Below are 21,977 nucleotides of genomic sequence, written 5' to 3' on the forward strand. Positions count from 1 at the left end.
ATCATCGGCTCAAGGGCGATCCTCGCCAGAGCCGCGTCAGGCGAGCCCGGACAAACTCCGCTCGCAGTTCTCTCTTTTGTTCGGAAATGGCGCCCCGTAGGAGAATCGAACTCCTGTTTCAGCCGTGAGAGGGCCGCGTCCTGACCGCTAGACGAACGGGGCGAGCGAGCGCTTACATTAGAGTGCGCTGCGTCAGCGATCAAGCGCTAAAACAGAAGACACACACCGAAACTTGTGCAGCTGGAAACGGTCGGCTCGCCGCTGGAAATGGGCCTTTTGACAATTCGTCGCCCGGCTTGATGGCTGTTTGGAATTCCGAAGCTTGCATGCCAGCTCGCGAACCAATGTCCGAGCTTAGCCAAGGCATCGGTTCGGTCGGATACGCAACGACCGGTTATGTGCACGAACGAAGGAATAGCGCCGTCTGCAAACGAAAAGCCCGACCTCAGGGCGTAAATGGCCGCGAGCTGTATCTTATCGGCGGGGGACTTGAAACCTGCCGCGCTCGATCCCATTTAGCGGGTCCAGTACGACAATCGTGTCGCTTCCCTCCCCCTTGTAGTGCAGAATGATTGATCCGTTATCGGCGGATACGCTCTTGAGTTCGCCCTGCCCGAAAGCGAGCGTTTGGGCATAGGGCGTGGTCGTGATCGAGGCCGGGTTCGCGACAATGGGTTTGGTCGCGGATGCCGGGCTGGAGCTGAGTTTAGCTGCTTGCCGCGCCACACCGTAAACAAGCGCGATGATGCCGGCGATCAGCAAGGTCGTCATGATCGTGACGGCGATCTTGAGCATGCGGACGCGTTCGGGTGTCCAGGGGCCGGGGACCGGGCTTTGAGCGTTTGTCATGGGGGTGGTGAATCCAGTCCGGGTACGGCGTTCAAGAGGGGGCAGAAGACGGTTTGATGACGAGCGACGATTTTTCTCCCGCCCGGCACGAAGCTTCCGAAGACGATGCCGGCGTGCGCCTCGATCGTTTCCTCGCAAGCCGGATAGAGACACAAAGCCGGGCACGCCTGCAAGATCTTATTCGCGGGGGACACGTGTTGCGCCTTGCTGCCGGGCTTGGGGCGGAGCCCTCGACCGATCCAAGTGCGAAGGTCCGCCCTGGCGACACGTTCCAGGTCACGACGCCGCCCGCTGAGGATTACGCCGTCGAGGGCGAGGCCATCGACCTCGATGTCGTTTACGAGGACGCCAGCTTGATCGTGATCGATAAGCCGGCGGGCCTCGTCGTGCATCCGGGTGCGGGCAATCCCAACGGCACGCTCGTCAACGCGCTGATCGCGCATTGCGGTGACAGTCTTTCAGGCATTGGCGGTGTCACGCGGCCCGGGATCGTGCATCGGCTCGACAAGAACACGAGCGGGCTGATGGTCGTCGCCAAAACCGACAGGGCGCATCGCAGCCTTGCGGCGCAGTTCGCCGATCACGGCAGAACGGGCGCGCTCCGCCGTGAATATCTGGCGCTGGTGTGGGGCGAGCCGCAACCAAGATCCGGGCGAATCGAGGCGCAGATCGCTCGTCATCCGGGATCGCGCGTCAAGATGGCGGTCGTGCGCAGCGGCGGACGCGAGGCCGCCACGGTTTACACGACCGAGCGCGTCTTCCGGCTTGGAAAACGGGAAAGCCAAAGCGCCGCAGCAACCGGGAAAGGGAACAATCCGGCTGCCTTGAGTGTCCTTAGGTGCAAGCTTGAAACCGGTCGCACTCATCAGGTGCGGGTTCATCTCGCACATATCGGCGTCCCATTGGTAGGGGATTCCGTTTACGGGTCTGGGTTTAGAACGAAAGCACTCGCCCTTCCCGGGGAAGCGGCAAGACAGTTTGCGTGTGCCGAAAGACAGGCGCTCCATGCTGCTGGCTTAAGGTTCGAACATCCTTTGTCGCGGAAGGTTCTATCTTTCGAGAGCCCGCTGCCCGAAGACATCGCGCAATTGTGTAATGCTCTTGAAAGGTTCGATGCAAAACTGTCCAAGAATTAAGATGCAGTCGGAAAGCGGTGAGCGTAAGGTGAGATCAATCGTTCCGGAAACGCGAACGAGTTCTCCAACGGCAGCGGTTCATCCGATGCGGAGGGTTTGAAGCATGAGTTCATTGCCGTCAGTCGCCGCAAGCGGTGGTCTCGCCCGGTATCTCGAAGAGATCCGGCGTTTTCCGATGCTTGAGCCTCAGCAAGAATACATGCTCGCCAAACGTTGGCAAGAGCATGAAGATGCAAAGGCAGCGCAGAAGCTTGTGACGTCGCACCTTCGCCTTGTGGCTCGTATCGCCATGGGCTACCGCGGCTATGGTCTTCCGATCGGTGAGGTCATTTCCGAAGGGAACGTGGGCCTCATGCAGGCCGTCAAACGCTTCGATCCCGACAAGGGCTTCCGCCTTGCCACCTATGCTATGTGGTGGATACGCGCTGCCATTCAAGAATATATTCTGCGCTCCTGGAGCCTCGTGAAGATGGGCACCACGGCGAGCCAGAAGAAGCTTTTCTTCAACCTGCGCAAGGCGAAGAGCCAGTTGCAGGCGCTGGAGGAAGGCGATCTGCGCCCCGATCAGGTCAAGACCATCGCGACCAACCTCGGCGTACCGGAAGAGGACGTGGTGTCGATGAACCGTCGCCTTGGCGGCGACGCGTCGCTGAATGCTCCGCTTCGTGCCGACTCGGAAAGCGGTGAGTGGCAGGACTGGCTCGTCGATGAAGGCCCGGATCAGGAGACGCAACTCGCCGAAAGCGAGGAGATGAGCCGCCGCCGTGAATATCTCGAAGCGGCAATGGAAGGCCTGAACGAGCGCGAACGCCGCATTTTCACGGCGCGCCGCCTTGCTGACGATCCGCTCACGCTCGAAGAGCTTTCGGCCGAGTTCAACGTCAGCCGGGAGCGAATCCGGCAGATCGAGGTGCGCGCTTTCGAGAAGGTGCAGAAGGCGGTTCAGAAGGCCGCTCTCAAGGCGGAAGCGCCGCGCAGTCCGGTTTCCGGTGGCGGGATGCCAGCGTTCCAGGCTTCGGCGGCGAATTAATCGCTACGCTCAAGATGTCGAAAAGCCAGCTCTCGCGCTGGCTTTTTTTGTGACTCGGTGCGTTTCCGCCGCCCTTCTCGGCCGGTCGCAATCGTTCGGTGCGCCTTCGCTTCGCAGGTGGAAGGCTCCGCCAGCGATAACCTTTTCATTTATTGGCGGCCCCGCTCAAATTGGACGTCCCACATAGACCGAAGATTTCACCCGGTTGTACTACTCAGTGGGTATGGACGCGCCTGGTCGACTGCATTTGAATGGATCGAAACGAGGCTTGGCCTCGAATGGGAGAACGACCATGCCTGCTGCGCCGATCCTGCACCTCGCCTTGCCCGAAGGCATGAAGATCGCTGGCCCGATCGAACGGGGCTACGACCGGGTGCTGACCGCGCCTGCCCTCGAATTCATCGCCGAGCTTCACCGCCGCTTTGAACCCCGGCGGCACGAACTCATGCAGGCGAGAGGCGCCAGGCAGGCGGCGTGGGACAGCGGCGCGCTTCCCGATTTCCTGCCGGAGACGAAAAAGATCCGCGAGGTGGACTGGACCATCGCGGCCATCCCGGACGACCTCACCGACCGTCGCGTGGAGATTACCGGGCCAACGACGCGCAAGATGATCGTTAACGCGCTGAATTCGGGCGCGAAAGCGTTCATGGCCGATTGCGAGGATTCGCTGTCCCCCACCTGGGCGAACGTCGTCGAAGGCCAGATCAACCTTGCCGATTACTGGCGCGGCGAGATCGATTTCACCGAGGAAGATACTGGCAAATCCTACGCGGTGGGGCCGAACCCGGCTGTGCTGATAGTGCGCCCGCGCGGGTGGCATCTCGTCGAACGGCATGTGACGGTGGACAAGCAGCCGGTGGCGGGTGCGCTGTTCGATTTCGGCCTCTATTTCTTTCACAACGCGAACGCAGCGCTGGCGAAGGGCAGCGGCCCGTACTTCTATCTCCCGAAGATGGAAAGCCACCTCGAAGCGCGCCTCTGGAACGAAGTCTTCCTGTTCGCCGAAGAACACCTGCAGCTTCGCGTTGGCACGATCAAGGCAACGGTTCTGATCGAGACGTTACCGGCCGTCTTCGAAATGCATGAAATTCTCTACGAGCTTCGTGACCATATCGTCGGCCTCAATTGCGGGCGCTGGGACTACATATTTTCATATATCAAGACGCTCCGCACGAAGGCAGACCGTATCCTGCCCGACCGCGGGCAGGTTGTGATGAGCAAGGCGTTTCTCAAAGCCTACGCGGAACTTCTGATTCAGACGTGTCACCGGCGCGGGGCGTTCGCCATGGGCGGCATGTCGGCGTTCATCCCGAACCGCCGGGATCCGGACGTGAACGAGAAGGCTCTTGCCGCCGTTCGCGAGGACAAGCTGCGCGAGGTGACCTATGGCCATGACGGCACGTGGGTGGCGCATCCCGATCTCGTGCCGGTCGCGCTTGCCGTTTTCGACGAGCACATGCCGCAAAAGAACCAGCTTTCCAGGTTGCGCGAAGATGTCGCAATCGGGCAGGCGGAACTTCTCCAGCCGCACGACGGCACGCGCACGGAGGAAGGGCTTCGCGTCAATACGCGCGTCGGCATACAGTATATCGAGGCATGGCTGCGGGGGAATGGCGCTGTGCCTTTGTATAATTTGATGGAAGACGCGGCGACGGCAGAGATTTCCCGCACGCAGAACTGGCAGTGGCTGCATCATGGCGCGAAGCTGGAAGATGGCCGCAAGGTTACTCCCGAGCTGATCGAGGAGATCATCTCCGACGAGATGCTCAAGCTCCATGAAAAGCTTGGCGCCGATTTTGACAACGGACGCTTTCAGGAAGCGATCGTCTTGTTCCGCGACCTTGTCATAAGCGGGGAGCTCAACGCGTTTCTGACGCTTCCTGCCTATAAGCTGATCGAATGAAACGGGATGTCTTACCAAAGCAGTAAAACGGGCCTCGAAAACGCAATCTTGGATTGCTTCCATAAAAATGGCTACCAAAGGTAGCAGACAGGAAGGTTTTTTATACCAACCCGGTTAAGCACGTTTTAAATAGGTCGCAATAAAGTTCACCTCAGGTCTTTGATCGCGTGTGAGAGTACTATGACCGACTTGTTCCGCCCTCGCCTTCGCTATGTGCTCGGTCCCGACGGGAGTCCGCTCACCATAGCGGATCTTCCACCTCCGAATACGAAACGCTGGGTAATCCGCCGCAAGGCTGAGGTGGTCGCGGCTGTTCGCGGCGGCCTTTTGAGCCTCGACGACGCCTGCAAGCGCTACAAGCTGACGATCGACGAGTTTCTGAGCTGGCAACGTCTCATAGACCGGCACGGCTTGCCGGGCCTTCGGGCGACGAAGGTTCAGGACTATCGGAACTGAGGCGCAAAAAGGCGGCGGCTTCCTATTGCGCCGCCTTGCCCTGCTCACCGGCGTTGTCGAGGAAGAGCAACCCGTCTTCAAGTGATACGGTCTCGGGTCCGTCGAACTCGTAATCCTCGCCATCGGCCAAACGGATCACGCAGCTTTTCTCGCAAAGCGTGAGCTGCTCCCCCGCCTTGATGATCTGCTCCGCCTGTTTGTCGCCTTCAATGACGATCAAGGTCTGATCGGTAGCTTCGCGATTGATCACGGATATGCCGAAAGCGGACGCCGGCAACAGCGCGAAAGGCGCGATCATGAATATCCTGCAAGCAAGCCGCATGGGTTCCTCTAGTCAGGTGTGACGACGGTGACACGCGCTATGCTTACAGGAGGAAGCCGAAAAAGGGGAAGAGTTCTCTTCCTCCTTTTCCTCGTGCACAAATCTATTTTTTTCCGGCTTTTTTGGGCGGGGCCTTCTCTTCGGCTTTGCCTTTTGGCTTCGGGGCTTCCTTCGGCTTCGCTTCAGGTTTCTTTGCCATCGTCGTATCACCCTTGAAGAACGCGCCAAATCGAATAGGCGCATTACGGAGTTTGCGAGCAACTTCGCCGGAGTGCAATACAAATTTGTTCCGGGCAGTAGAAGCTGTTCAAGCCAGAGAGAACAACGAGCATGAGCCGCCTTGCCCACTTTGCCACCCTATGTATATCCGCCGCCGTTGCTTGCTCCTTCGATGCCCTTGCGCAGGGTCACGAGGCAGGCGGGGCGTGCTGGTCGGCCGTCGAACTGGCTGGCAAGCCGGGAGAAAAGGCTGTCCACCGAGAGACTTACGATCCCGCGATCGAACCGCGCAACGAAGTTGCCCCGCTTGCGCCTGTGGCGCCGGCCCTGCGCGGGTCCATTCGCAGCGTGAAACTTCCGCCCGGTGAAAAATTGGTAGCCCTCACTTTCGACCTCTGCGAGAACGCGTGGGAGGTGTCGGGCTACGACGCGCCTATCATCGACACGCTGCGGAAATCCGGCGTGAAGGCGACGTTTTTTGCGAGCGGAAAGTGGCTCATGGATCACAGCGAGCGCGCCCAGCAACTCATGGCCGATCCGCTGTTCGAAGTGGGCGCACATAGCTGGACGCACCGGAATTTCCGCCTCCTGCCGCCGGATGAGATGCGGCGCGACCTTGCGCTGAATCTCCACGCGGATGATCACCTTCGCCGAAAGCTTTCGGGGCGAAGCTGCTACAGGCCCGGCACAGGCCCGGTCGACGCCAGCCGCCCGCTCGTCTTTCGCTTTCCTTTCGGCACATGCAACACCGAGGCGCTCGACGCGGTAAACGACGCCGGGCTGCTCGCCATCCAGTGGGATATCCCGACCGGAGACCCGGCGCCCACCCAGAGCGCCGAAGCGATCGCGAAAAGCGCCGCCGCCGCGAAACCCGGCTCGATCATCGTGATGCATGCGAACGGACGCGGCCACCACACAGCCGAAGCGCTGCCGCGCATGATCGAGGAGCTGCGAAAGCGCGGCTTCGGCTTTGCTACGGTGAGCGAACTGATCGCAAAGGGCGAGCCTGTAATCAAGGATAGCTGCTACGAGCTGAAGCCGGGGGACAATGTGAAATACGACAAGCTCTTCCCGCTTGACCGCGCGCATAACGCGGCACCGCCCCCGGTTGCAGGCAGTAAGCACGCCCCTGCGCCGACAGGCTGGGGCGCGGATGTCAGGAGCACCGCTCCGGCAACCACGCACCCGGCCGCCCCGATCTCGGCGGACAGGCCATGACGACATCAACGAACAGCCCTTTCGATAACGTGAGCCACGATCTCGGCGACGCGCTCATCTTGAGGCCGCTCAAGCCTGGCCACGCAAAGGCGCTCGGCGCCGCGATGGCGGCGATACCGCCCTGGTCGGTCGTAAACTGGAGCGCGCCCAGCATCGCCGCGTCGCTGCAACGGGAGGTTCCCGCCCTTCAGCGTTTCGAGGTTCTGCAGGACGGGCGTCTCGCGGGTATCGTCGCGATCCAGCATCCATTCCTGCACGGGCCGTATCTCCAGCTTTTCTGCGTGCTGCCGGAGTTTCAGGGGCGCGGACTTGGGTGCCGCCTGCTGCAATGGATGGAGGACGAGGCGCGAAAGGGCGGCGCCCGTCAGCTCTGGCTCTGCGTCTCCACTTTCAACACGCGCGCGGAAGCGCTGTATCGCCGCTTCGGTTTCGAGAGCGTCGGCGTGCTCGACAAGCTCGCGATCGACGAGTCGGACGAGATTTTCATGCGCAAGCGGCTGTTTTGATCGCGGTCGAGCGGTGCGATTGGAAATCGGCTCATCAAGCGTTTTGATCGGCGGACGCCGTCGTCGGCGACGACGGCTTGCGCACCCCGACGTGCCAGATTTTCTCGGCTCGGCTGCCAAGTAGCCAGAAACTTGCCGCAAGGATCGCAAAGAAGATGGCCTTGTGAGTGCCGTCCCAGAAATGTTCGAAAAACTTTGTATAAAGGGCGATGCCGAGGAAGGTGAGGCCGAAGCCCTTGATCGTTCCGTGCTCGAACCTGAGCCCGTAGACTATGGCGGCAAGCGCAGCGAGGCCGAAGGCGAGGGACCACAACGCCAATTCGAGGTCGTCGCTCCTGACAAAACGCCTGAAATCAACCTGATAGCCGAAGATAGACAGGATCCAGAGAGCGCAGAAGAAGTAGAGAAGTCCGACGACAAGCGTAGAGCGGGCAAAATCCGGAAACCGGCCGGACCTTTCAACAAGGACGCCTGCTACGGCAAGGAATGCTCCGAAGGCGACGAAACGAATGGGGTAGTCCATTCCGAGGTAATACATGCCGACACCGGAGACATAGCCGGACTCAGCGCCCATCCAGCTACCCAGGCTTAGCAGCGCAAAGATCCAGATCAGGTTCGAGCGCGACCAGAGCGCGACTGCCGCATAGATCAGTGAGGCCAGCAAAAGCAGCAGCGAGAGGTGTCCCTTTCCGGCGTCGAAAGCGTATGACAACTGGCCGACCGCACCCACCGTCGCCACGCCACCCAGCGCCATGATGGCTTCGTTGCTGAACACCTTGTGCGGGCTTACCTCACGCCGTCGCGCTCCGAGCCAGTAGAAGGCTCCCGCAAGGACGCTGAGCGCCGCACTTTTTGCCTGATAGGGGGCAGAAAAAAGTCTCCTCAACAGGGCAAGCAGTTGCTCGTCGGCGAGGACAGCCCCAACCGCGGTGACGACGCAGACAAGCGCAACCCAGAAGCAATATTTCGCCAGCGCTTTCCAGTCGAAGCCGCGCACGACGAGGGTACTGGCGAGGCGCTCGGCTGCGGCGGGGTCAAGCACACCATCCTGCTTCCAGGCGGCGACCGCGTTCAAGATCGCTTTTGCCTGGTTCCTGCCGACTACCACCACGCTCATGCCGGCCACCTCTGCCTATGGAGTTCCATTGCGCGGCCCATGTATAGGCTCGCAATGCGACGGCAAAAGGGTGGCGAGCCATGGTCCGGCCAGTGCAGCCGGAAATAAAGGGCGCGCCGCGACTGCTCCGCCTAAGCCACCTCAAGCACGGCGCGGCCGCGGATCTTTCCCGCTATGATGTCCTCGGCAAGCGTGACGGCATCCTTCCAGGGATGCGTCGTGGTGAGTGCCGCGAGTTTCGCGCGGTCGAGATCTTGCGCAAGTCGCGCCCAGGCTTCGAGCCGCTTCGCCTTCGGCGCCAGCACGGAATCGATGCCCGCCAGCGTCACGCCACGCAGGATGAACGGCGCGACGCTTGCGGGCAGGTCCAAGCCTTGCGCGAGCCCGCAGGCGGCGACCGTGCCGCCGTATTTCGTCTGCGCGAGAACATTCGCGAGCGTATGGCTGCCGACCGAATCGACCGCGCCCGCCCATCGCTCGCGCCCGAGCGGCTTGCCCGGCGCCGAAAGCTCCTGCCGCGCCACGATCTCAGACGCACCGAGCGACTTCAGGTAGCCTTCCTCTTCCGGGCGTCCGGTCGAGGCGATCACCGTGAAGCCGAGCTTCGACAGCAGGGCGACCGCGACGCTGCCGACGCCGCCGGAAGCGCCCGTGACAAGGACCGGCCCCTTGTCGGGCGTCACGCCATGCGCTTCGAGGGCCAGCACGCTCAGCATCGCAGTATAACCCGCCGTGCCGATGGCCATCGCCTCAGCGCGCGAAAGCCCGGCGGGCAGCGGCACCAGCCAATCGCCCGTCACGCGGGAGAACTGCGCATAGCCGCCGAGATGGGTTTCGCCCGTGCCCCAGCCGTTCAGCACCACCTCGTCGCCGGTCTTGAATTCAGGATGCGACGAGCTTTCCACGATCCCTGCGAAGTCGATGCCCGGCACCATGGGCCAGCGCCGGACCACCGGAGCCTTCCCCGTGATGGCGAGGCCGTCCTTGTAATTCACGGTCGAATGTGTGACGCGCACCGTGACATCGCCCGGCATGAGGTCCGCTTCCGAAAGCTCGGTCCACGCGACGGTCTGGCCGCTGTCGGTTTTCGTGAGAAGGAGCGCTTCGAACTTTTCCGTCATGGCCGAACTCGTCGCTATGGGAACGGGAATGCCCGCTTACGGGCGGTTTTCGCGATTATAGGAATGTTCGCGCCTTCCCGCGACATGGCACGCCACAGCCTTTAGGCGCACCCCCAAAGAAAGCAAAGCGGTGCTAAAGCGGGGGCAAAACGCAAAACAGTTCGGTTGCACGCGGGTTTCAATTGGGACGGCGTCGCGCTCGGCAATAGCTTAAAGCAATTATTTGCCTTATATCGCAGCACGTTAGGTGCAGCGCACAATGGAAAACATTTGCACTTCCGCCTAAGAGGACCGATCCTTTTCCGAAGGGTCAAACATCACGAAGGAGGCATGCAGATGTCCTTGTCTGTTGAGCTCGTTCGAATCACAACGCTTGGGGTCTTCGCGTTTCTGGCGGCATTCGTGCTCGGTGTGCTCTGACCCGTCGCGGTGCGTCGTGATGCGGGCCTCTTCGGTCGGCATCCCCGGAGAGGTGATGCGCATCTTCCCTGCCAGCCGCGATCCCGTTAACCCTCGCAAATGACCGCGCAACCGCGCGTTGTCCCCCCTCCGAAACGAGCCTATAGTCTCGTCGCAAACGAATATGCGATCCTGGAGGCATTTTTGACACGGCGTGCATTCATCTGCGGTCTGGCAGGCCATGCGCTGAAGCCCGAGGAGCGGGCTTTCCTCAGCGAGACGCGGCCCGCCGGCGTCATTCTTTTCGGACGGAACGTCGACAGTCCCGATCAGGTCGCCGCGCTCATCGCCGAGGCGCAGGAGGCGACCGGCGGCGACGGGCGCATGATCGTCATGGTGGATCAGGAGGGCGGACGCGTGCAGCGCCTTCGCGAGCCGCACTGGCCGAAATATCCGCCCGCGCGTGCATTCTGCGCTATCGATGGCGCGGACCAAGGCGCCGAAGCGGCAAAGCTTTGCGCGCAGGCCATGGCGGCGGACCTCGCAAGCCTCGGCTTCAATACGACCGCAGCGCCCGTGCTCGATGTGCCCGTCCCCGGCGCGGACAACATCATCGGGGACCGCGCCTATGGGGAGGATGTCGAAACCGTGATCGCGCTCGGCCGCGCGGTGGCCGACGGGCTTCTCGCGCAGGGCATCCTGCCGATCATGAAGCACATCCCGGGGCACGGCCGCGCCATGGCGGACAGCCATCTCGCGCTGCCCGTCGTCCACACGCCGCTTGCCGAGCTTGAAGCGCACGATTTCGCGCCCTTCCGCGCGCTGAACGACCTTCCCATGGCGATGACGGCGCATGTCGTTTTCACCGCCGTCGACCCTGCTGCGCCCGTCACCGTCTCCGAGAAGGCGATCCGCGAGGTGATCCGGGGCACTATCGGTTTCGACGGCCTTCTGATGAGCGACGACCTCACCATGAAGGCGCTGAAGGGCACGCCGGGCGAAAATGCGCGCGCGGCACTCGCGGCGGGTTGCGACCTTGCGCTTCACTGCACCGGCGATCTCGACGAGATGCGCGCCGTGGCTGCCGAGTCGCCCGTGCTCGAAGGCGATGCGCGGCGGCGTTTCGAGGCCGCTCTCGCCCGCCTGAAGGCGCCGCGAAGCTTCGACCTTGCGGCAGCTGAGGAAGCCCGCGCCAAATCGCTGGCAGCCTTCGCGTGAATCGCTCAAAGTGATCGCGCGAGGTGTCAAGCGGAGATTCGCGTGAGCGACGAGACGGATAACGGCGGAAGCAACGAAGCGCGGGCGGCGCAGCCGGCACGCGGCGCCGACGCCGTCGATAGCTGGGACGCGCCGGAGCGTATCGAGCCGGAAGACGAGGCTGACATCCTCCTACTCGAACTCGACGGCTTCGAAGGCCCGCTCGACCTGCTCCTGCAACTCGCGCGAACGCAGAAGGTCGATCTCGCGAAACTATCGATCCTCGACCTTGCGAACCAGTACCTCGCCTATATCGAGGCGGCGCGCGCGCTTCGGCTTGAAATCGCCGCCGACTATCTGGTGATGGCGGCCTGGCTCGCCTACCTGAAATCGAAGCTTCTTCTGCCGGAGCAGGAACAGCCGCAGGACGGGCCGACCGGCAAGGAACTCGCGGCGCAACTCGCCTTCCGCCTGAAGCGCCTCGAAGCCATGCGCGAAGCCTTGGCGAGCCTGATGGGCCGCAAGCGCCTCGGCGTCGACCTTTTTTCGCGCGGCATGCCGGAAGGGATCCGCATCGTGCGGTCGAGCGTCTATCAGGCCAGCATCTTCGACCTGCTGAAGGCGTACGCCGAGCAGCGACAGCGCACCGCCGTCACCGAGGTGAAATGGGGCGGGCGCGTGGTGTGGTCGATCAAGATGGCGCGCGACCGGCTGTCGAAGCTCCTCGGCAAATTGCCGGACTGGGCGGAACTCGACACCTTCCTTGAAGAATACAAGCCGTCGCCGACGCTCGCCAATACGGTTACGGCGTCGAGCTTCGGCGCCACGCTGGAGCTGGCGCGCGAGGGCTATCTCGAATTGCGGCAGGATCGGGCCTTCGGGCCGCTTTATCTGAAGTGGCTGACCGACAAGCCGAACGGCATGGACGTGCTTGGCGTCGACGTGACGGGCGACGAACCCTTGGGCGGCGCGACTGAAGAAGCCGGCATCGCCGACGTCGGCCCCGCCGAAAACGCGGCCTGATCCCGCGCCTGTTCTCAGCTTACGCCCGCACCGGACACACACGATCGGCTGAAGATTCAGCCCGCGGTTGAATCCGGCATCGATGCGCTGAGTCGGACCGGGTGGACATCCCAGCGACCGAATTCGGCGTGCGCGAACCGGGGGGCGCGGTTCGCGGCGTCCGATCTTGCGATAAGGCCAAATAAAAGACCCCGTTCGTCGAGACGAACAGGGTCCAGCTTCAGGCTCGTGGGGAAAGCATCTTGGGGGGATGCTTGTCTCGGATTTTTCCGCTTCCTGCCTCTGCGAGCAAGTCACGTTTTGTTGCAAAATCTTCCGCTCAGAAACCGTCGTTCCGGCAGGGGCGGGCGACGATCACGCAGCGCTTGAGATTCCAGATCTGCTGGCCACCGCCGACACGCGCCGGGTCGCAATGATACTCAACCACCTTTGCATTTTCCCAGGTGATGAAGCGCTCGCCATGCGCGTTGATGACCTGCTCCTGCCAACGCTTGATGGCCGAACGGCGCGCCGAGCGGATGACATAATAGGCATCGCCGGCGGCGCGAACCGGTTCGCGGCAGGCGGCTCGTGCTTCCCTCTCCCTTTCATACTGGCTGGACTTGCGCCCGTGTTGCGCGGACGCCGGAAGTGTCATCGTGGCAGTTACCGCCACGGCCAATAGAACTGCTAGAAATCGCATGTCTCACTCCATCTTGCGAGCAAAGCTATCACTGCGGAGAAGCAAGCGATCATCGGCAATGCCCCCGCTTTCCGACTGAAAAAGGCTGCGGCGCTCAGCTTCCGCCAGCTTGATCGGGTAACATAACGGGGGCGCGAAGCAAGGCGACGGTTGGTCAATAAAGAGTTACCGCCAATGCTTTACTGTTGAAATATATGTCAAAGTTTCATTTGGCCGCACTTATGGACATATTTACCGTGGAAAACATGTGAGAGACGCAAGCTCGGACGTAATTAAGCCTTTTATATATGACGCACGGCAGATGAATGGGTTGCCGGCTCGGGGTGCGTGTCCAACCGGTGCCTGCATAAGGCACTGAAACAAAAAGGCCGGCCCCCGAAGGGAACCGGCCTCGATTTTGCGGCTGATGAGCTTGCGCGTCTTTTGAAGCACGCAAACGCCAAAGGCGTCCGTCTAGTTCTTCGCCTTGTTCACGAGCGCGCGCTCGGCGATCCACGGCATCATGGAGCGGAGTTTCTTGCCGGTCTCCTCGATCGGGTGGCTGTCGCACTTCGCGCGCTGCGCCTTGAAGCTCGTCTGGCTCACCTTGTTCTCAAGCATCCAGTCGCGGACGAACTTGCCGCTCTGGATGTCGGAGAGCACGTCCTTCATGGCCGCCTTCGACGCAGGCGTGACGACGCGCGGGCCGGAGACATATTCGCCGTATTCCGCCGTGTTCGAGATCGAGTAGTTCATGTTCGCGATGCCGCCCTCATAGATGAGGTCGACGATCAGCTTCATCTCGTGGACGCATTCGAAATACGCCATTTCCGGCGCATAGCCCGCTTCGACGAGCGTCTCATAGCCCGAGCGCATCAGCTCGACCACGCCGCCGCAAAGCACGGCCTGCTCGCCGAACAGGTCGGTCTCGCACTCTTCCTTGAAAGACGTCTCGATGATGCCCGCGCGGCCGCCACCGATGGCGCTCGCATAGGACAGGCAGAGTTCGTGCGCGTTGCCGCTCGAATTCTGCGCGACCGCGATAAGACACGGCACGCCCGCGCCGCGCGCATATTCGCCGCGAACGGTGTGGCCCGGGCCCTTCGGCGCGACCATGCCGACGTCGAGGTCGGCGCGCGGCACGATCAGGTTGAAGTGCACGTTGAGGCCGTGCGCGAACAGGAGCAGCGCGCCTTCCTTCAGATTGGCATGCAGGTGATCGCGATAGATATCGGCCTGAAGCTCGTCCGGCGTGAGGATCATCACCACGTCGGCCCACTTGGCCGCGTCCGCGACTTCCAGCACGCGCAGGCCCTCGCCCTCGGCCTTCTTCGCGGAAGCCGAGCCCTTGCGAAGCGCCACGACGACATCGGGAACACCGGAGTCGCGCAGGTTGAGCGCGTGAGCGTGGCCCTGGCTGCCGTAGCCGACGATGGCGACTTTCTTGCCCTTGATAAGATTGATGTCGGCGTCGCGATCATAGTAAACGCGCATGGTCTTTCCCTTTTTCAGCGTCTCTTTTGGAATTTTCAGGGCGCGGGCGTGATCGTGATGCCGAAGGACGCGGTACGCTCTGAGTTGGGCACTGGCTTAGAAAGCCGCCGCCCAAAGGTCAATCGAACTTCCCTCGATTTTGCGGGCAAGATCTTCCGCTGCGCCGAGAGTTTGCGCGAAGGCGGCCTGCCTTCACGGGCTGCTACATTCCTTCGGGGCCGCGCGAGATGGCGGCGACGCCGGTTCGCGCGATCTCGACGAGGCCCAGCGGCTTCATGAGGCCGATGAACGTGTCGATCTTCGACACCTTGCCGGTGATCTCGAAGACGAAATGATCGACCGTCGCATCCACCACCTTCGCGCGGAAGGCTTCGGCGAGGCGCAGGCTTTCGACGCGCTTGTCGCCCTTGCCGGCAACCTTGACGAGCGCAAGCTCGCGCTCGATGGGATCGCCCTTGACGGTGAGATCGGTCACGCCATGCACCGGCACGAGGCGACCGAGCTGGCTCTTGATCTGGTCGATGATCTCGACGGACCCCGTGGTGACGATGGTGATGCGCGACGCGCCGGCCTCGCGGCTCACCTCCGTCACCGTCAGGCTGTCGATGTTGTAGCCGCGCCCGGCGAACAGGCCGATGACACGCGCGAGAACGCCCGGCTCGTTGTCGACGAGCACCGAAATCGTATGCCGCTCAACGCGTTCCTGCGGATTGTCCAAGGGCATCGCCGGACCCCATTCCATCTTGTTCATTCTATCCCACCTCAACTTTGGGCCGCGTCGGCGGGCTTCGCGGCGGGAAGCCGGACGCCCGACGGACCGCTTTAGACGAGCGCCTTGCCCTTCGAGAAGGCGAGTTCGATGTCTTCGCTGGCGAGTTCGTCGCCGAACAGCATGTTGTTGTGCGCCTCACCCGACGGAATCATCGGGAAGCAATTGGCGAGCTTCGACACGCGGCAGTCGAACAGTACCGGCTTCGGCGAATTGATCATCTCGATGATCGCGTCGTCGAGTTCGTCGGGCTTCTCGGCACGAATGCCGACGCAATGATACGCCTCGGCCAGTTTAACGAAGTCGGGCAGCGCCTCGGCGTAGGAATGGGAATAACGCCCGCCGTGCAGCAGTTCCTGCCACTGGCGCACCATGCCCATATATTCGTTATTCAGGATGAAGATCTTGATCGGCAAGCCATACTGCGCCGCCGTCGACATCTCCTGCATCGTCATCATCACCGAAGACTCGCCCGCGATGTCGATGACGAGGCTTTCCGGGTGCGCCACCTGCACGCCGACAGCCGCCGGCAGGCCGTAGCCCATCGTGCCGAGACCGCCGCTTGTCATCCAGTGGTTGGGTTCGTCGAAGCGGTAGAACTGCGCCGCCCACATCTGATGCTGGCCGACCTCGGTCGTGATGTAAGTGTCGCGGTTCTTCGTGAGTTCGTAAAGCCGCTCCACCGCGTATTGCGGCATGATCACGTCATCGCGCTTCTTGTACTTGAGGCAGTCGCGCGAGCGCCAACCCTCGATCGACGTCCACCAAGCCTTGATCGCCTTCTTGTCGATCTGTGGAGCGCGCGAGCGCCAGACGCGAAGCAATTCTTCGAGCACGTAGCCGCAATCGCCGACGATCGGGATGTCGGCGCGGACGTTCTTCGAGATCGACGACGGGTCGATGTCGATGTGGATCTTCTTCGAGTTCGGCGAAAAGGCGTTCAGCCGCCCGGTGATGCGGTCGTCGAAGCGCGCGCCGACGCAGATCATCACATCGCAATCGTGCATCGCCATGTTGGCTTCGTAGGTGCCGTGCATGCCGAGCATGCCGAGCCACTGCTTCGACGAGGCCGGATAGGCGCCAAGCCCCATCAGCGTGGACGTGATCGGGAAGCCCGTCAGGTCGACGAACTCGCGCAGGAGCTTCGATGCCGCCGGACCGGAGTTGATGACGCCGCCGCCCGTATAGAAGATCGGCTTCTTCGCGCCCGCGATGAGGTCAACCGCGTCGCGGATCGCCTGCGGGCTGCCCTTCACCTGCGGGCGGTAGGTTTTGTGAACGACCTTGTTCGGGCCGATATAGGTGCCCTTCGCGAACTGGACGTCCTTCGGGATATCGATGACGACCGGGCCGGGGCGGCCATTCTGCGCGACATAGAACGCCTCGTGCAGGATCCGCGCGAGGTCGTTCACGTCCTTGACGAGATAATTATGCTTCGTGCAGGGGCGCGTGATGCCGACCGTGTCGCATTCCTGGAAGGCGTCGGAGCCGATGAGGCCGGTGCCGACCTGCCCCGTGATGCAGACGAGCGGGATGGAATCCATCAGCGCGTCGGCGAGCCCGGTGACGGCGTTTGTCGCGCCGGGGCCCGATGTGACGAGCACGACTCCAACCTTGCCGGAGGAGCGCGCATAACCTTCGGCCGCGTGGGTCGCACCCTGCTCATGCCGCACGAGGAAGTGCTTGATGCCGCTCTGCTTGAAAATCTCGTCGTAAATTGGAAGTACGGCGCCGCCCGGATAGCCGAAAATATGTTCGACGCCCTGATCGGCGAGGGCCTGCAGAACAATTTCTGCGCCCGTCATCGCGCGTGCCATAGAAAAACTCCAGTCAAACGCGGCCTTTTCGACCGCCCCACCTTCGGATGCTGGAAGCCGTACATGGAAGCGACAGGACAACAAACCACCGCGAGAGCCAAGGCTCTCGGGCGCTTCTGCTGTCCATGCTCATGTTAATGTGACGGCAACCACGCTTCTGTTGCGATTGCGCTAATCCTTTAGCAAGATGCGGTCAAGCGATTTCGGATAAATAGATTGATTTCACTTTTTGTTCCTTGCGATTCTTGCGTAATGTGCGCGTATTGCGAAATAAAATTATTCCTGATCCAGGTAAGCTGACGTTTCGCGTAATTGCGTGTCGCCGTCTTCGCGCGATTGGCCGCTTCGTCGAGGGAAATCTCACCGCGCGCGAACGCGATCAGAGGCGGCAGGCCAACCGCGCGCATCGCGGGAAGCGACGCATCGAGGCATAGCGCATCGACGGTCCGCGCTTCCTCGATAGCGCCTGCCGCGATCATGCGGTCGAACCTTTCGTCGCAGCGACGGTAAAGCGCGGCGCGGTCCCTCTCGACCACGACCGGGAGCACGTCCGCCGCCGATAGCAGCGGCGGTTCCTTCCGAGCGTGCCACCAGGAGAGCGGACGGCCGGTCGCTTCCAGCACTTCGAGAGCGCGCGCGATGCGCTGCGGATCGCTCGGCCGGATGGTTGCGGCAGTGGCGGCGTCGCGGCGCAGAAGCTCGGCGTGAAGCGCCTCCGCCGGTTCCGTCTCGGCGCGCAGCCTGTAATGTGCGCGGATGTCGGCCGCGATCTCGGGAATGGCGGACAGGCCCTCCGTCAGCGCCTTGAAATAGAGCCCCGTGCCGCCGACGATCACCGGCAGAAGCCCCCGCGCCCTGGCCTCCGCGAGCTCGCGCGCGACATCCGCCAGCCACAGCGCGGTCGAATAGGGTTCGCGCGCGGGGCGAAACCCGTAAAGCCGGTGCGGCGCGCGCGCCTCCTCCGCAGGCACTGGCCGGTTCGTGACGATGCGCAGCTCCGCGTAGACCTGCATCGAATCGGCGTTGATCACCACGCCGCCGAACCGCTCCGCGACATCGAGCGCCAGCGCCGACTTGCCGCTCGCCGTCGCGCCGATGATCAAGACTGCTTTCGGTTTGTCGTCCGTCATCGCGGAGCCTTGAAGATGCAGCAGCCACGAGCGGCAAACCTGCCCTTGCGGCACGGGTTCCCCCTGCGATATGAAGAGCGCATTCTTTTCGCACTTGCACATAAAAACCGGATCAAGTCAGTCTCCCCATGGACATCGCCATCACACTCACTGCCGCGCCCGAATCGAAGGATCTTCTCCTCGATCTCTCCGCGCAACTGCAACGCGACCTGAATGGCGATCTCGAATTCGGCTGGCTGTCCGAAGGCGAGGCGCTGGACCTGATCCTGCCGCTCGGGCCGGACGAAAAGGTTGCCGAAGCCGACCTGAAACAGGCGGTCGCGGCTGCGGTCGGCGATGCGCCGGTGGACTTCTGCGTGCAAGCTGCACAGGGCCGCAGGAAGCGCATGCTCATCGCGGACATGGACTCGACCATCATCGCGCAGGAGTGCCTTGATGAAATCGCCGATTTTGCCGGCATAAAGCCGCAGGTCGCAGCGATCACCGAACGCGCCATGCGCGGCGAACTCGATTTCGCCGACGCGCTGCACGAACGCATCGCGCTCCTGATCGGCTTACCGAAGACCGAGCTTTCGCGCGTCCTCGCCGAGCGCATCACGCTCAATCGCGGCGCGCAGGCGCTGGTCGAGACCATGAACGCGCATCGTGCGCATACGGTGCTGGTATCGGGCGGCTTTACCTATTTCACGCGCGCCGTCGGGGGCATGGCCGGTTTCGCGAAGAACCGCGCCAACCAGTTCGTCTGGGAAGACGGCAAGCTCGCAGGCGTGGCCGAGCCGATCCTCGGACGCGAGGCGAAGCTCGCGGCACTGAACGAAGAGGCCGCCGCGAATGGCCTTTCGCCGGAGGACGCCATCGCGGTCGGCGACGGCGCGAACGACCTTTCCATGCTGAAGGCGGCGGGCCTCGGCGTTGCCTTTCGCGCGAAGCCCGTCGTGGCGGCGGAAGCGGACACCCAGGTGCGCTACACCGAACTGACGACACTGCTGTTTTTCCAGGGCTACAAGCGCGCGGATTTCGTGACCTCGATCACGTGAAGCAGTCGGCAGCGCCGAAAGGCGCCGCCTGCCCTTCTGCATAGCTACCGCGCTGCGATCCCCTCGCGCGCTGCGCCCTGGCCCCAGTCGTGCATCGCGGGCAAGTCCAGCACTTGGTGCGCATAGGCTGCCGCCGTGCCGTCATCGCCGAACGCGGCGAGGTCGACGCCGTAGGTGCGAAACCGTGTCGCAACCGGCGCATACATCGCATCCGCGATCGAGAACGCGCCGAAAAGGAACGGGCCGCCCGCGCCGTAAGCCTTGCGCGCATCCCGCCACACAGCGACGATGCGTGCGATATCGGCCTTCGCCGCATCCGAGGGCTCGACGCCATCGACGCGCGCGTGAAAGTCCATCGACAGCTCTTTTCTCAACGCGTGGAAGCTCGAATGCATCTCGGCCGCGACCGAGCGGGCGACGGCACGGGCCGCCGCATCGTCCGGCCAGAGCTTCACATGCGTTGAAATTTCAGCCAGGTATTCGCAGATGGCGAGGCTGTCCCACACCGTGAGCGGGCCGCGCTTCAGCACGGGCACGCGCGCCGAGGGCGAATGCCGCGCGATCTGCGCCGCGCTGTCGGGCTGCCGAAGCTGAACGTGCTCCTCGCGGAACGGAATGCCAGCCACCTTTGCCGCAAGCCACGGTCGAAGGCTCCAGGACGACCACGCCTTGTTTCCGATCACGAGAACGATTTCGTTATGCACCTGCCGGTCCTCCGCGCTTTTGGACATAAATCCCGAAGCGCGGGATCGAGGCAAGTGGCGAAGCGTCCCAAGGCATCTGTATAAGCTTGAGCAGACTTTGGGCGGACCCGCGAACGCGAGGGTTGCGGCGCAATTGCGTCGCCCGCGGCGAGCGTTTAAAAGGTGCAGTAATCGCGCTTTGCGATTTATCGCGTTATTGCCGCACCTCATGGGTGCGAAGCCGCAAACAGTGTGCGAACCGCACATAGAGAGAGCCTCGCCGTGAACATTTGCATGATCGGTGCCGGATATGTCGGCCTTGTCTCCGCCGCCTGTTTCTCAGAATTCGGCTGGGACGTGACCTGCGTCGAAAAGGACGCCTCCAAGCTCGACAAGCTGAACGGCGGCGAAATTCCGATCTACGAGCCGGGGCTCGATGTGCTCGTGGATAAAAACGTGCGTTCCGGGCGGCTGCGTTTCACCTCCGAGCTGGCCGAAGTGGCGCGCGCGGCAGATCTCATCTTCCTTGCCGTCGGAACCCCGATGCGGCGCGGCGACGGCTACGCAGACCTCTCCTACGTCTATCAGGCGGTCGAGGAAATCGCCCCCCATCTGACGGGCTTCACGGTCATCACCACCAAGTCGACGGTGCCCGTTGGCACGAGCCGGGAGATCGAGCGCCGCGTTCGCCGCCTCCGCCCGGACGCTGATTTCGCCGTTTGCTCGAACCCCGAATTCCTGCGCGAAGGCTCGGCCATTCAGGACTTCATGCACCCCGACCGCGTGCTCGTCGGCGTGGACGACAACCGCGCGCGTGAGGTTCTGGAACGCCTTTACGAGCCGCTCCGCCTGCGCAGCGCGCCCGTGATGTTCGTCAGCCGCGAGAGCGCGGAGCTGGCGAAATATGCGGCGAACGCCTTCCTTGCCATGAAGATCAGCTTCATCAACGAGATTTCCGATCTGTGCGAAGAGGTTGGCGCTAATGTGCAGCAGGTGGCCAGCGCCATCGGCTCCGACCGCCGCATCGGCGACAAGTTCCTGCACCCGGGACCGGGCTACGGCGGCTCGTGCTTCCCGAAGGACGTTTCCGCACTCGCTCGCACCGCGCGCGAGGCTCGCTCGCCGCTGACGCTCGTCGAGCAGGTCGAGAAAGTGAACAACGAGCGCAAGATCGCCATGGCGCACCGCGTGATCCGCGCGCTTGGCGGCGATGCCGCGGGCAAGACGGTGGCGGTGCTGGGCGTCACCTTCAAGCAGAACACCGACGACATGCGCGACGCGCCGAGCCTCGTGATCGTGCCGATGCTTCAGGAGCGCGGCGCGACGGTGCGCGTCTACGACCCGCAGGGCCGTCATCAGGCCGAGCCGCTGTTGCCGGGCCTCGTCTGGTGCGAAAGCGTTCTCGAAGCGGCCGAAGGGGCGGATGCTGCCGTGGTGCTCACCGAATGGAACGAGTTCCGCGCCGTCAACCTTCCCGCGCTGAAGGAGAAGATGCGCGGCGACGTGCTGGTGGACCTTCGCAACATCTACCGTGCCGACCTCGCGCGCGACGCGGGCTTTGCTTATACGAGCGTCGGCCGTCCCGATAAGCCGCGCGTGAACGGCGTATCGACCTTCGGCAACGACGGCATCCTCACCGAAGGAACGGACGACACGGCGACGGCGTAAGCCGGGCGCGGTCGTTTCGTCGGCGCGGCGGCAGCCCCTCGTGGCGCTGCCGGCGAACACCTTGCAGCATAATCTGTTCGGCGCGGCTGCCCTTCGCGCCAATCCATCACACTCGGCGATCTTCCCCCCCGAGGGGAGGTGTCGCGATCTCGTGTCCATTCCGTTCGACGCGCGTATGCACCCGTTTGCCCCTTAACGCGCTCTTAATCACACTCGCTTAAC

Annotated in this window: 20 protein-coding genes and 1 tRNA gene; 10 read left to right on the forward strand and 11 right to left on the reverse strand. The window is 62.5% G+C overall.

Annotated elements, in window-relative coordinates:
* Positions 1-87: 87 nt before the first annotated feature.
* Both QM659_RS14510 and QM659_RS14515 read right to left on the reverse strand, forming a co-directional pair.
* A tRNA-Glu gene (locus QM659_RS14510) sits at positions 88-162 on the reverse strand.
* Between the two features lie 312 nt (positions 163-474).
* On the reverse strand, positions 475-795 hold the full coding sequence (locus QM659_RS14515) for a hypothetical protein (RefSeq protein ID WP_415188958.1): 321 nt from the start codon (positions 793-795) through the stop codon (positions 475-477).
* A gap of 110 nt (positions 796-905) precedes the next feature.
* Between QM659_RS14515 and QM659_RS14520 the strand changes: the two genes are divergently transcribed.
* From QM659_RS14520 to QM659_RS14535, 4 genes are all read left to right on the forward strand, one after another.
* Complete coding sequence (locus tag QM659_RS14520) at positions 906-1,985, forward strand: RluA family pseudouridine synthase (RefSeq protein ID WP_415188959.1); 1,080 nt, start codon at positions 906-908, stop codon at positions 1,983-1,985.
* A gap of 103 nt (positions 1,986-2,088) precedes the next feature.
* On the forward strand, positions 2,089-3,015 hold the full coding sequence (gene rpoH, locus QM659_RS14525) for an RNA polymerase sigma factor RpoH (RefSeq protein ID WP_303482147.1): 927 nt from the start codon (positions 2,089-2,091) through the stop codon (positions 3,013-3,015).
* A gap of 292 nt (positions 3,016-3,307) precedes the next feature.
* A complete protein-coding gene (aceB, locus tag QM659_RS14530; protein ID WP_415188960.1) occupies positions 3,308-4,918 on the forward strand; it encodes a malate synthase A in 1,611 nt (536 codons plus the stop codon).
* A gap of 180 nt (positions 4,919-5,098) precedes the next feature.
* Positions 5,099-5,374, forward strand: a complete 276-nt coding sequence (locus tag QM659_RS14535) for a DUF1153 domain-containing protein (RefSeq protein ID WP_127076874.1) — start codon at positions 5,099-5,101, stop codon at positions 5,372-5,374.
* 22 nt (positions 5,375-5,396) lie between these two features.
* On the opposite strand, the gene QM659_RS14540 is transcribed toward QM659_RS14535, so the two are convergent.
* Complete coding sequence (locus QM659_RS14540; RefSeq protein WP_303482155.1) at positions 5,397-5,672, reverse strand: hypothetical protein; 276 nt, start codon at positions 5,670-5,672, stop codon at positions 5,397-5,399.
* A 354-nt stretch (positions 5,673-6,026) separates the two neighbouring features.
* Between QM659_RS14540 and QM659_RS14545 the strand changes: the two genes are divergently transcribed.
* Together QM659_RS14545 and QM659_RS14550 are read left to right on the forward strand one after the other, a co-directional pair.
* Entirely contained in the window at positions 6,027-7,133 is a 1,107-nt protein-coding gene (locus tag QM659_RS14545; protein ID WP_415188961.1) for a polysaccharide deacetylase family protein, read from the forward strand.
* Positions 7,130-7,639, forward strand: coding sequence for a GNAT family N-acetyltransferase (locus QM659_RS14550; protein WP_415188962.1), 510 nt, complete (start codon positions 7,130-7,132; stop codon positions 7,637-7,639). The genes QM659_RS14545 and QM659_RS14550 overlap by 4 nt, the downstream gene beginning before the upstream one ends.
* Before the next feature lie 34 nt (positions 7,640-7,673).
* On the opposite strand, the gene QM659_RS14555 is transcribed toward QM659_RS14550, so the two are convergent.
* Both QM659_RS14555 and QM659_RS14560 read right to left on the reverse strand, forming a co-directional pair.
* A complete protein-coding gene (locus QM659_RS14555) occupies positions 7,674-8,756 on the reverse strand; it encodes a DUF2157 domain-containing protein (RefSeq protein ID WP_415188963.1) in 1,083 nt (360 codons plus the stop codon).
* A gap of 131 nt (positions 8,757-8,887) precedes the next feature.
* The gene (locus QM659_RS14560; RefSeq protein WP_415188964.1) at positions 8,888-9,877 is read right to left on the reverse strand and encodes an MDR family oxidoreductase; all 990 of its coding nucleotides are present in this window, start codon (positions 9,875-9,877) and stop codon (positions 8,888-8,890) included.
* A gap of 603 nt (positions 9,878-10,480) precedes the next feature.
* Here QM659_RS14560 and nagZ point away from each other — a divergent pair.
* Both nagZ and QM659_RS14570 read left to right on the forward strand, forming a co-directional pair.
* Positions 10,481-11,494, forward strand: a complete 1,014-nt coding sequence (gene nagZ / locus QM659_RS14565) for a beta-N-acetylhexosaminidase (RefSeq protein ID WP_415188965.1) — start codon at positions 10,481-10,483, stop codon at positions 11,492-11,494.
* A gap of 141 nt (positions 11,495-11,635) precedes the next feature.
* Positions 11,636-12,496 (forward strand): segregation and condensation protein A, encoded by an 861-nt coding sequence (locus QM659_RS14570; RefSeq protein WP_415188972.1) that lies wholly within the window; start codon positions 11,636-11,638, stop codon positions 12,494-12,496.
* A gap of 319 nt (positions 12,497-12,815) precedes the next feature.
* On the opposite strand, the gene QM659_RS14575 is transcribed toward QM659_RS14570, so the two are convergent.
* From QM659_RS14575 to miaA, 5 genes are all read right to left on the reverse strand, one after another.
* Positions 12,816-13,178: a hypothetical protein gene (locus QM659_RS14575; protein ID WP_127076881.1), complete on the reverse strand. Its 363-nt coding sequence runs from the start codon at positions 13,176-13,178 to the stop codon at positions 12,816-12,818.
* A gap of 453 nt (positions 13,179-13,631) precedes the next feature.
* Positions 13,632-14,690: a ketol-acid reductoisomerase gene (gene ilvC / locus QM659_RS14580; RefSeq protein ID WP_415188973.1), complete on the reverse strand. Its 1,059-nt coding sequence runs from the start codon at positions 14,688-14,690 to the stop codon at positions 13,632-13,634.
* A gap of 163 nt (positions 14,691-14,853) precedes the next feature.
* Positions 14,854-15,402: an acetolactate synthase small subunit gene (ilvN, locus tag QM659_RS14585; RefSeq protein WP_127076883.1), complete on the reverse strand. Its 549-nt coding sequence runs from the start codon at positions 15,400-15,402 to the stop codon at positions 14,854-14,856.
* Positions 15,403-15,473: 71 nt separating this feature from the next.
* Positions 15,474-17,237: an acetolactate synthase 3 large subunit gene (locus QM659_RS14590; protein WP_164729911.1), complete on the reverse strand. Its 1,764-nt coding sequence runs from the start codon at positions 17,235-17,237 to the stop codon at positions 15,474-15,476.
* A gap of 179 nt (positions 17,238-17,416) precedes the next feature.
* The gene (gene miaA, locus QM659_RS14595) at positions 17,417-18,367 is read right to left on the reverse strand and encodes a tRNA (adenosine(37)-N6)-dimethylallyltransferase MiaA (RefSeq protein WP_415188966.1); all 951 of its coding nucleotides are present in this window, start codon (positions 18,365-18,367) and stop codon (positions 17,417-17,419) included.
* 128 nt (positions 18,368-18,495) lie between these two features.
* Here miaA and serB point away from each other — a divergent pair, with 128 nt between their 5' ends.
* Positions 18,496-19,404: a phosphoserine phosphatase SerB gene (serB, locus tag QM659_RS14600; RefSeq protein ID WP_415188967.1), complete on the forward strand. Its 909-nt coding sequence runs from the start codon at positions 18,496-18,498 to the stop codon at positions 19,402-19,404.
* A 44-nt stretch (positions 19,405-19,448) separates the two neighbouring features.
* On the opposite strand, the gene QM659_RS14605 is transcribed toward serB, so the two are convergent.
* Positions 19,449-20,108, reverse strand: coding sequence for a glutathione S-transferase family protein (locus QM659_RS14605; RefSeq protein ID WP_415188968.1), 660 nt, complete (start codon positions 20,106-20,108; stop codon positions 19,449-19,451).
* A 273-nt stretch (positions 20,109-20,381) separates the two neighbouring features.
* Here QM659_RS14605 and QM659_RS14610 point away from each other — a divergent pair, with 273 nt between their 5' ends.
* Complete coding sequence (locus QM659_RS14610) at positions 20,382-21,755, forward strand: UDP-glucose dehydrogenase family protein (RefSeq protein ID WP_415188969.1); 1,374 nt, start codon at positions 20,382-20,384, stop codon at positions 21,753-21,755.
* Positions 21,756-21,977 lie beyond the last annotated feature (222 nt).

The organism is Rhodomicrobium sp. (genome assembly GCF_047605405.1).
GTDB lineage: Bacteria > Pseudomonadota > Alphaproteobacteria > Rhizobiales > Rhodomicrobiaceae > Rhodomicrobium > Rhodomicrobium lacus.

Bases quoted from the DNA above. Each gene is read 5' to 3' on its own strand.
- QM659_RS14515 (WP_415188958.1), bottom strand. From the start codon at position 795: ATGCTCAAGATCGCCGTCACGATCATGACGACCTTGCTGATCGCCGGC.
- QM659_RS14520 (WP_415188959.1), top strand. From the start codon at position 906: ATGACGAGCGACGATTTTTCTCCCGCCCGGCACGAAGCTTCCGAAGAC.
- rpoH (WP_303482147.1), top strand. From the start codon at position 2,089: ATGAGTTCATTGCCGTCAGTCGCCGCAAGCGGTGGTCTCGCCCGGTAT.
- aceB (WP_415188960.1), top strand. From the start codon at position 3,308: ATGCCTGCTGCGCCGATCCTGCACCTCGCCTTGCCCGAAGGCATGAAG.
- QM659_RS14535 (WP_127076874.1), top strand. From the start codon at position 5,099: ATGACCGACTTGTTCCGCCCTCGCCTTCGCTATGTGCTCGGTCCCGAC.
- QM659_RS14540 (WP_303482155.1), bottom strand. From the start codon at position 5,672: ATGATCGCGCCTTTCGCGCTGTTGCCGGCGTCCGCTTTCGGCATATCC.
- QM659_RS14545 (WP_415188961.1), top strand. From the start codon at position 6,027: ATGAGCCGCCTTGCCCACTTTGCCACCCTATGTATATCCGCCGCCGTT.
- QM659_RS14550 (WP_415188962.1), top strand. From the start codon at position 7,130: ATGACGACATCAACGAACAGCCCTTTCGATAACGTGAGCCACGATCTC.
- QM659_RS14555 (WP_415188963.1), bottom strand. From the start codon at position 8,756: ATGAGCGTGGTGGTAGTCGGCAGGAACCAGGCAAAAGCGATCTTGAAC.
- QM659_RS14560 (WP_415188964.1), bottom strand. From the start codon at position 9,877: ATGACGGAAAAGTTCGAAGCGCTCCTTCTCACGAAAACCGACAGCGGC.
- QM659_RS14575 (WP_127076881.1), bottom strand. From the start codon at position 13,178: ATGCGATTTCTAGCAGTTCTATTGGCCGTGGCGGTAACTGCCACGATG.
- ilvN (WP_127076883.1), bottom strand. From the start codon at position 15,402: ATGAACAAGATGGAATGGGGTCCGGCGATGCCCTTGGACAATCCGCAG.
- QM659_RS14590 (WP_164729911.1), bottom strand. From the start codon at position 17,237: ATGGCACGCGCGATGACGGGCGCAGAAATTGTTCTGCAGGCCCTCGCC.
- miaA (WP_415188966.1), bottom strand. From the start codon at position 18,367: ATGACGGACGACAAACCGAAAGCAGTCTTGATCATCGGCGCGACGGCG.
- serB (WP_415188967.1), top strand. From the start codon at position 18,496: ATGGACATCGCCATCACACTCACTGCCGCGCCCGAATCGAAGGATCTT.
- QM659_RS14610 (WP_415188969.1), top strand. From the start codon at position 20,382: ATGATCGGTGCCGGATATGTCGGCCTTGTCTCCGCCGCCTGTTTCTCA.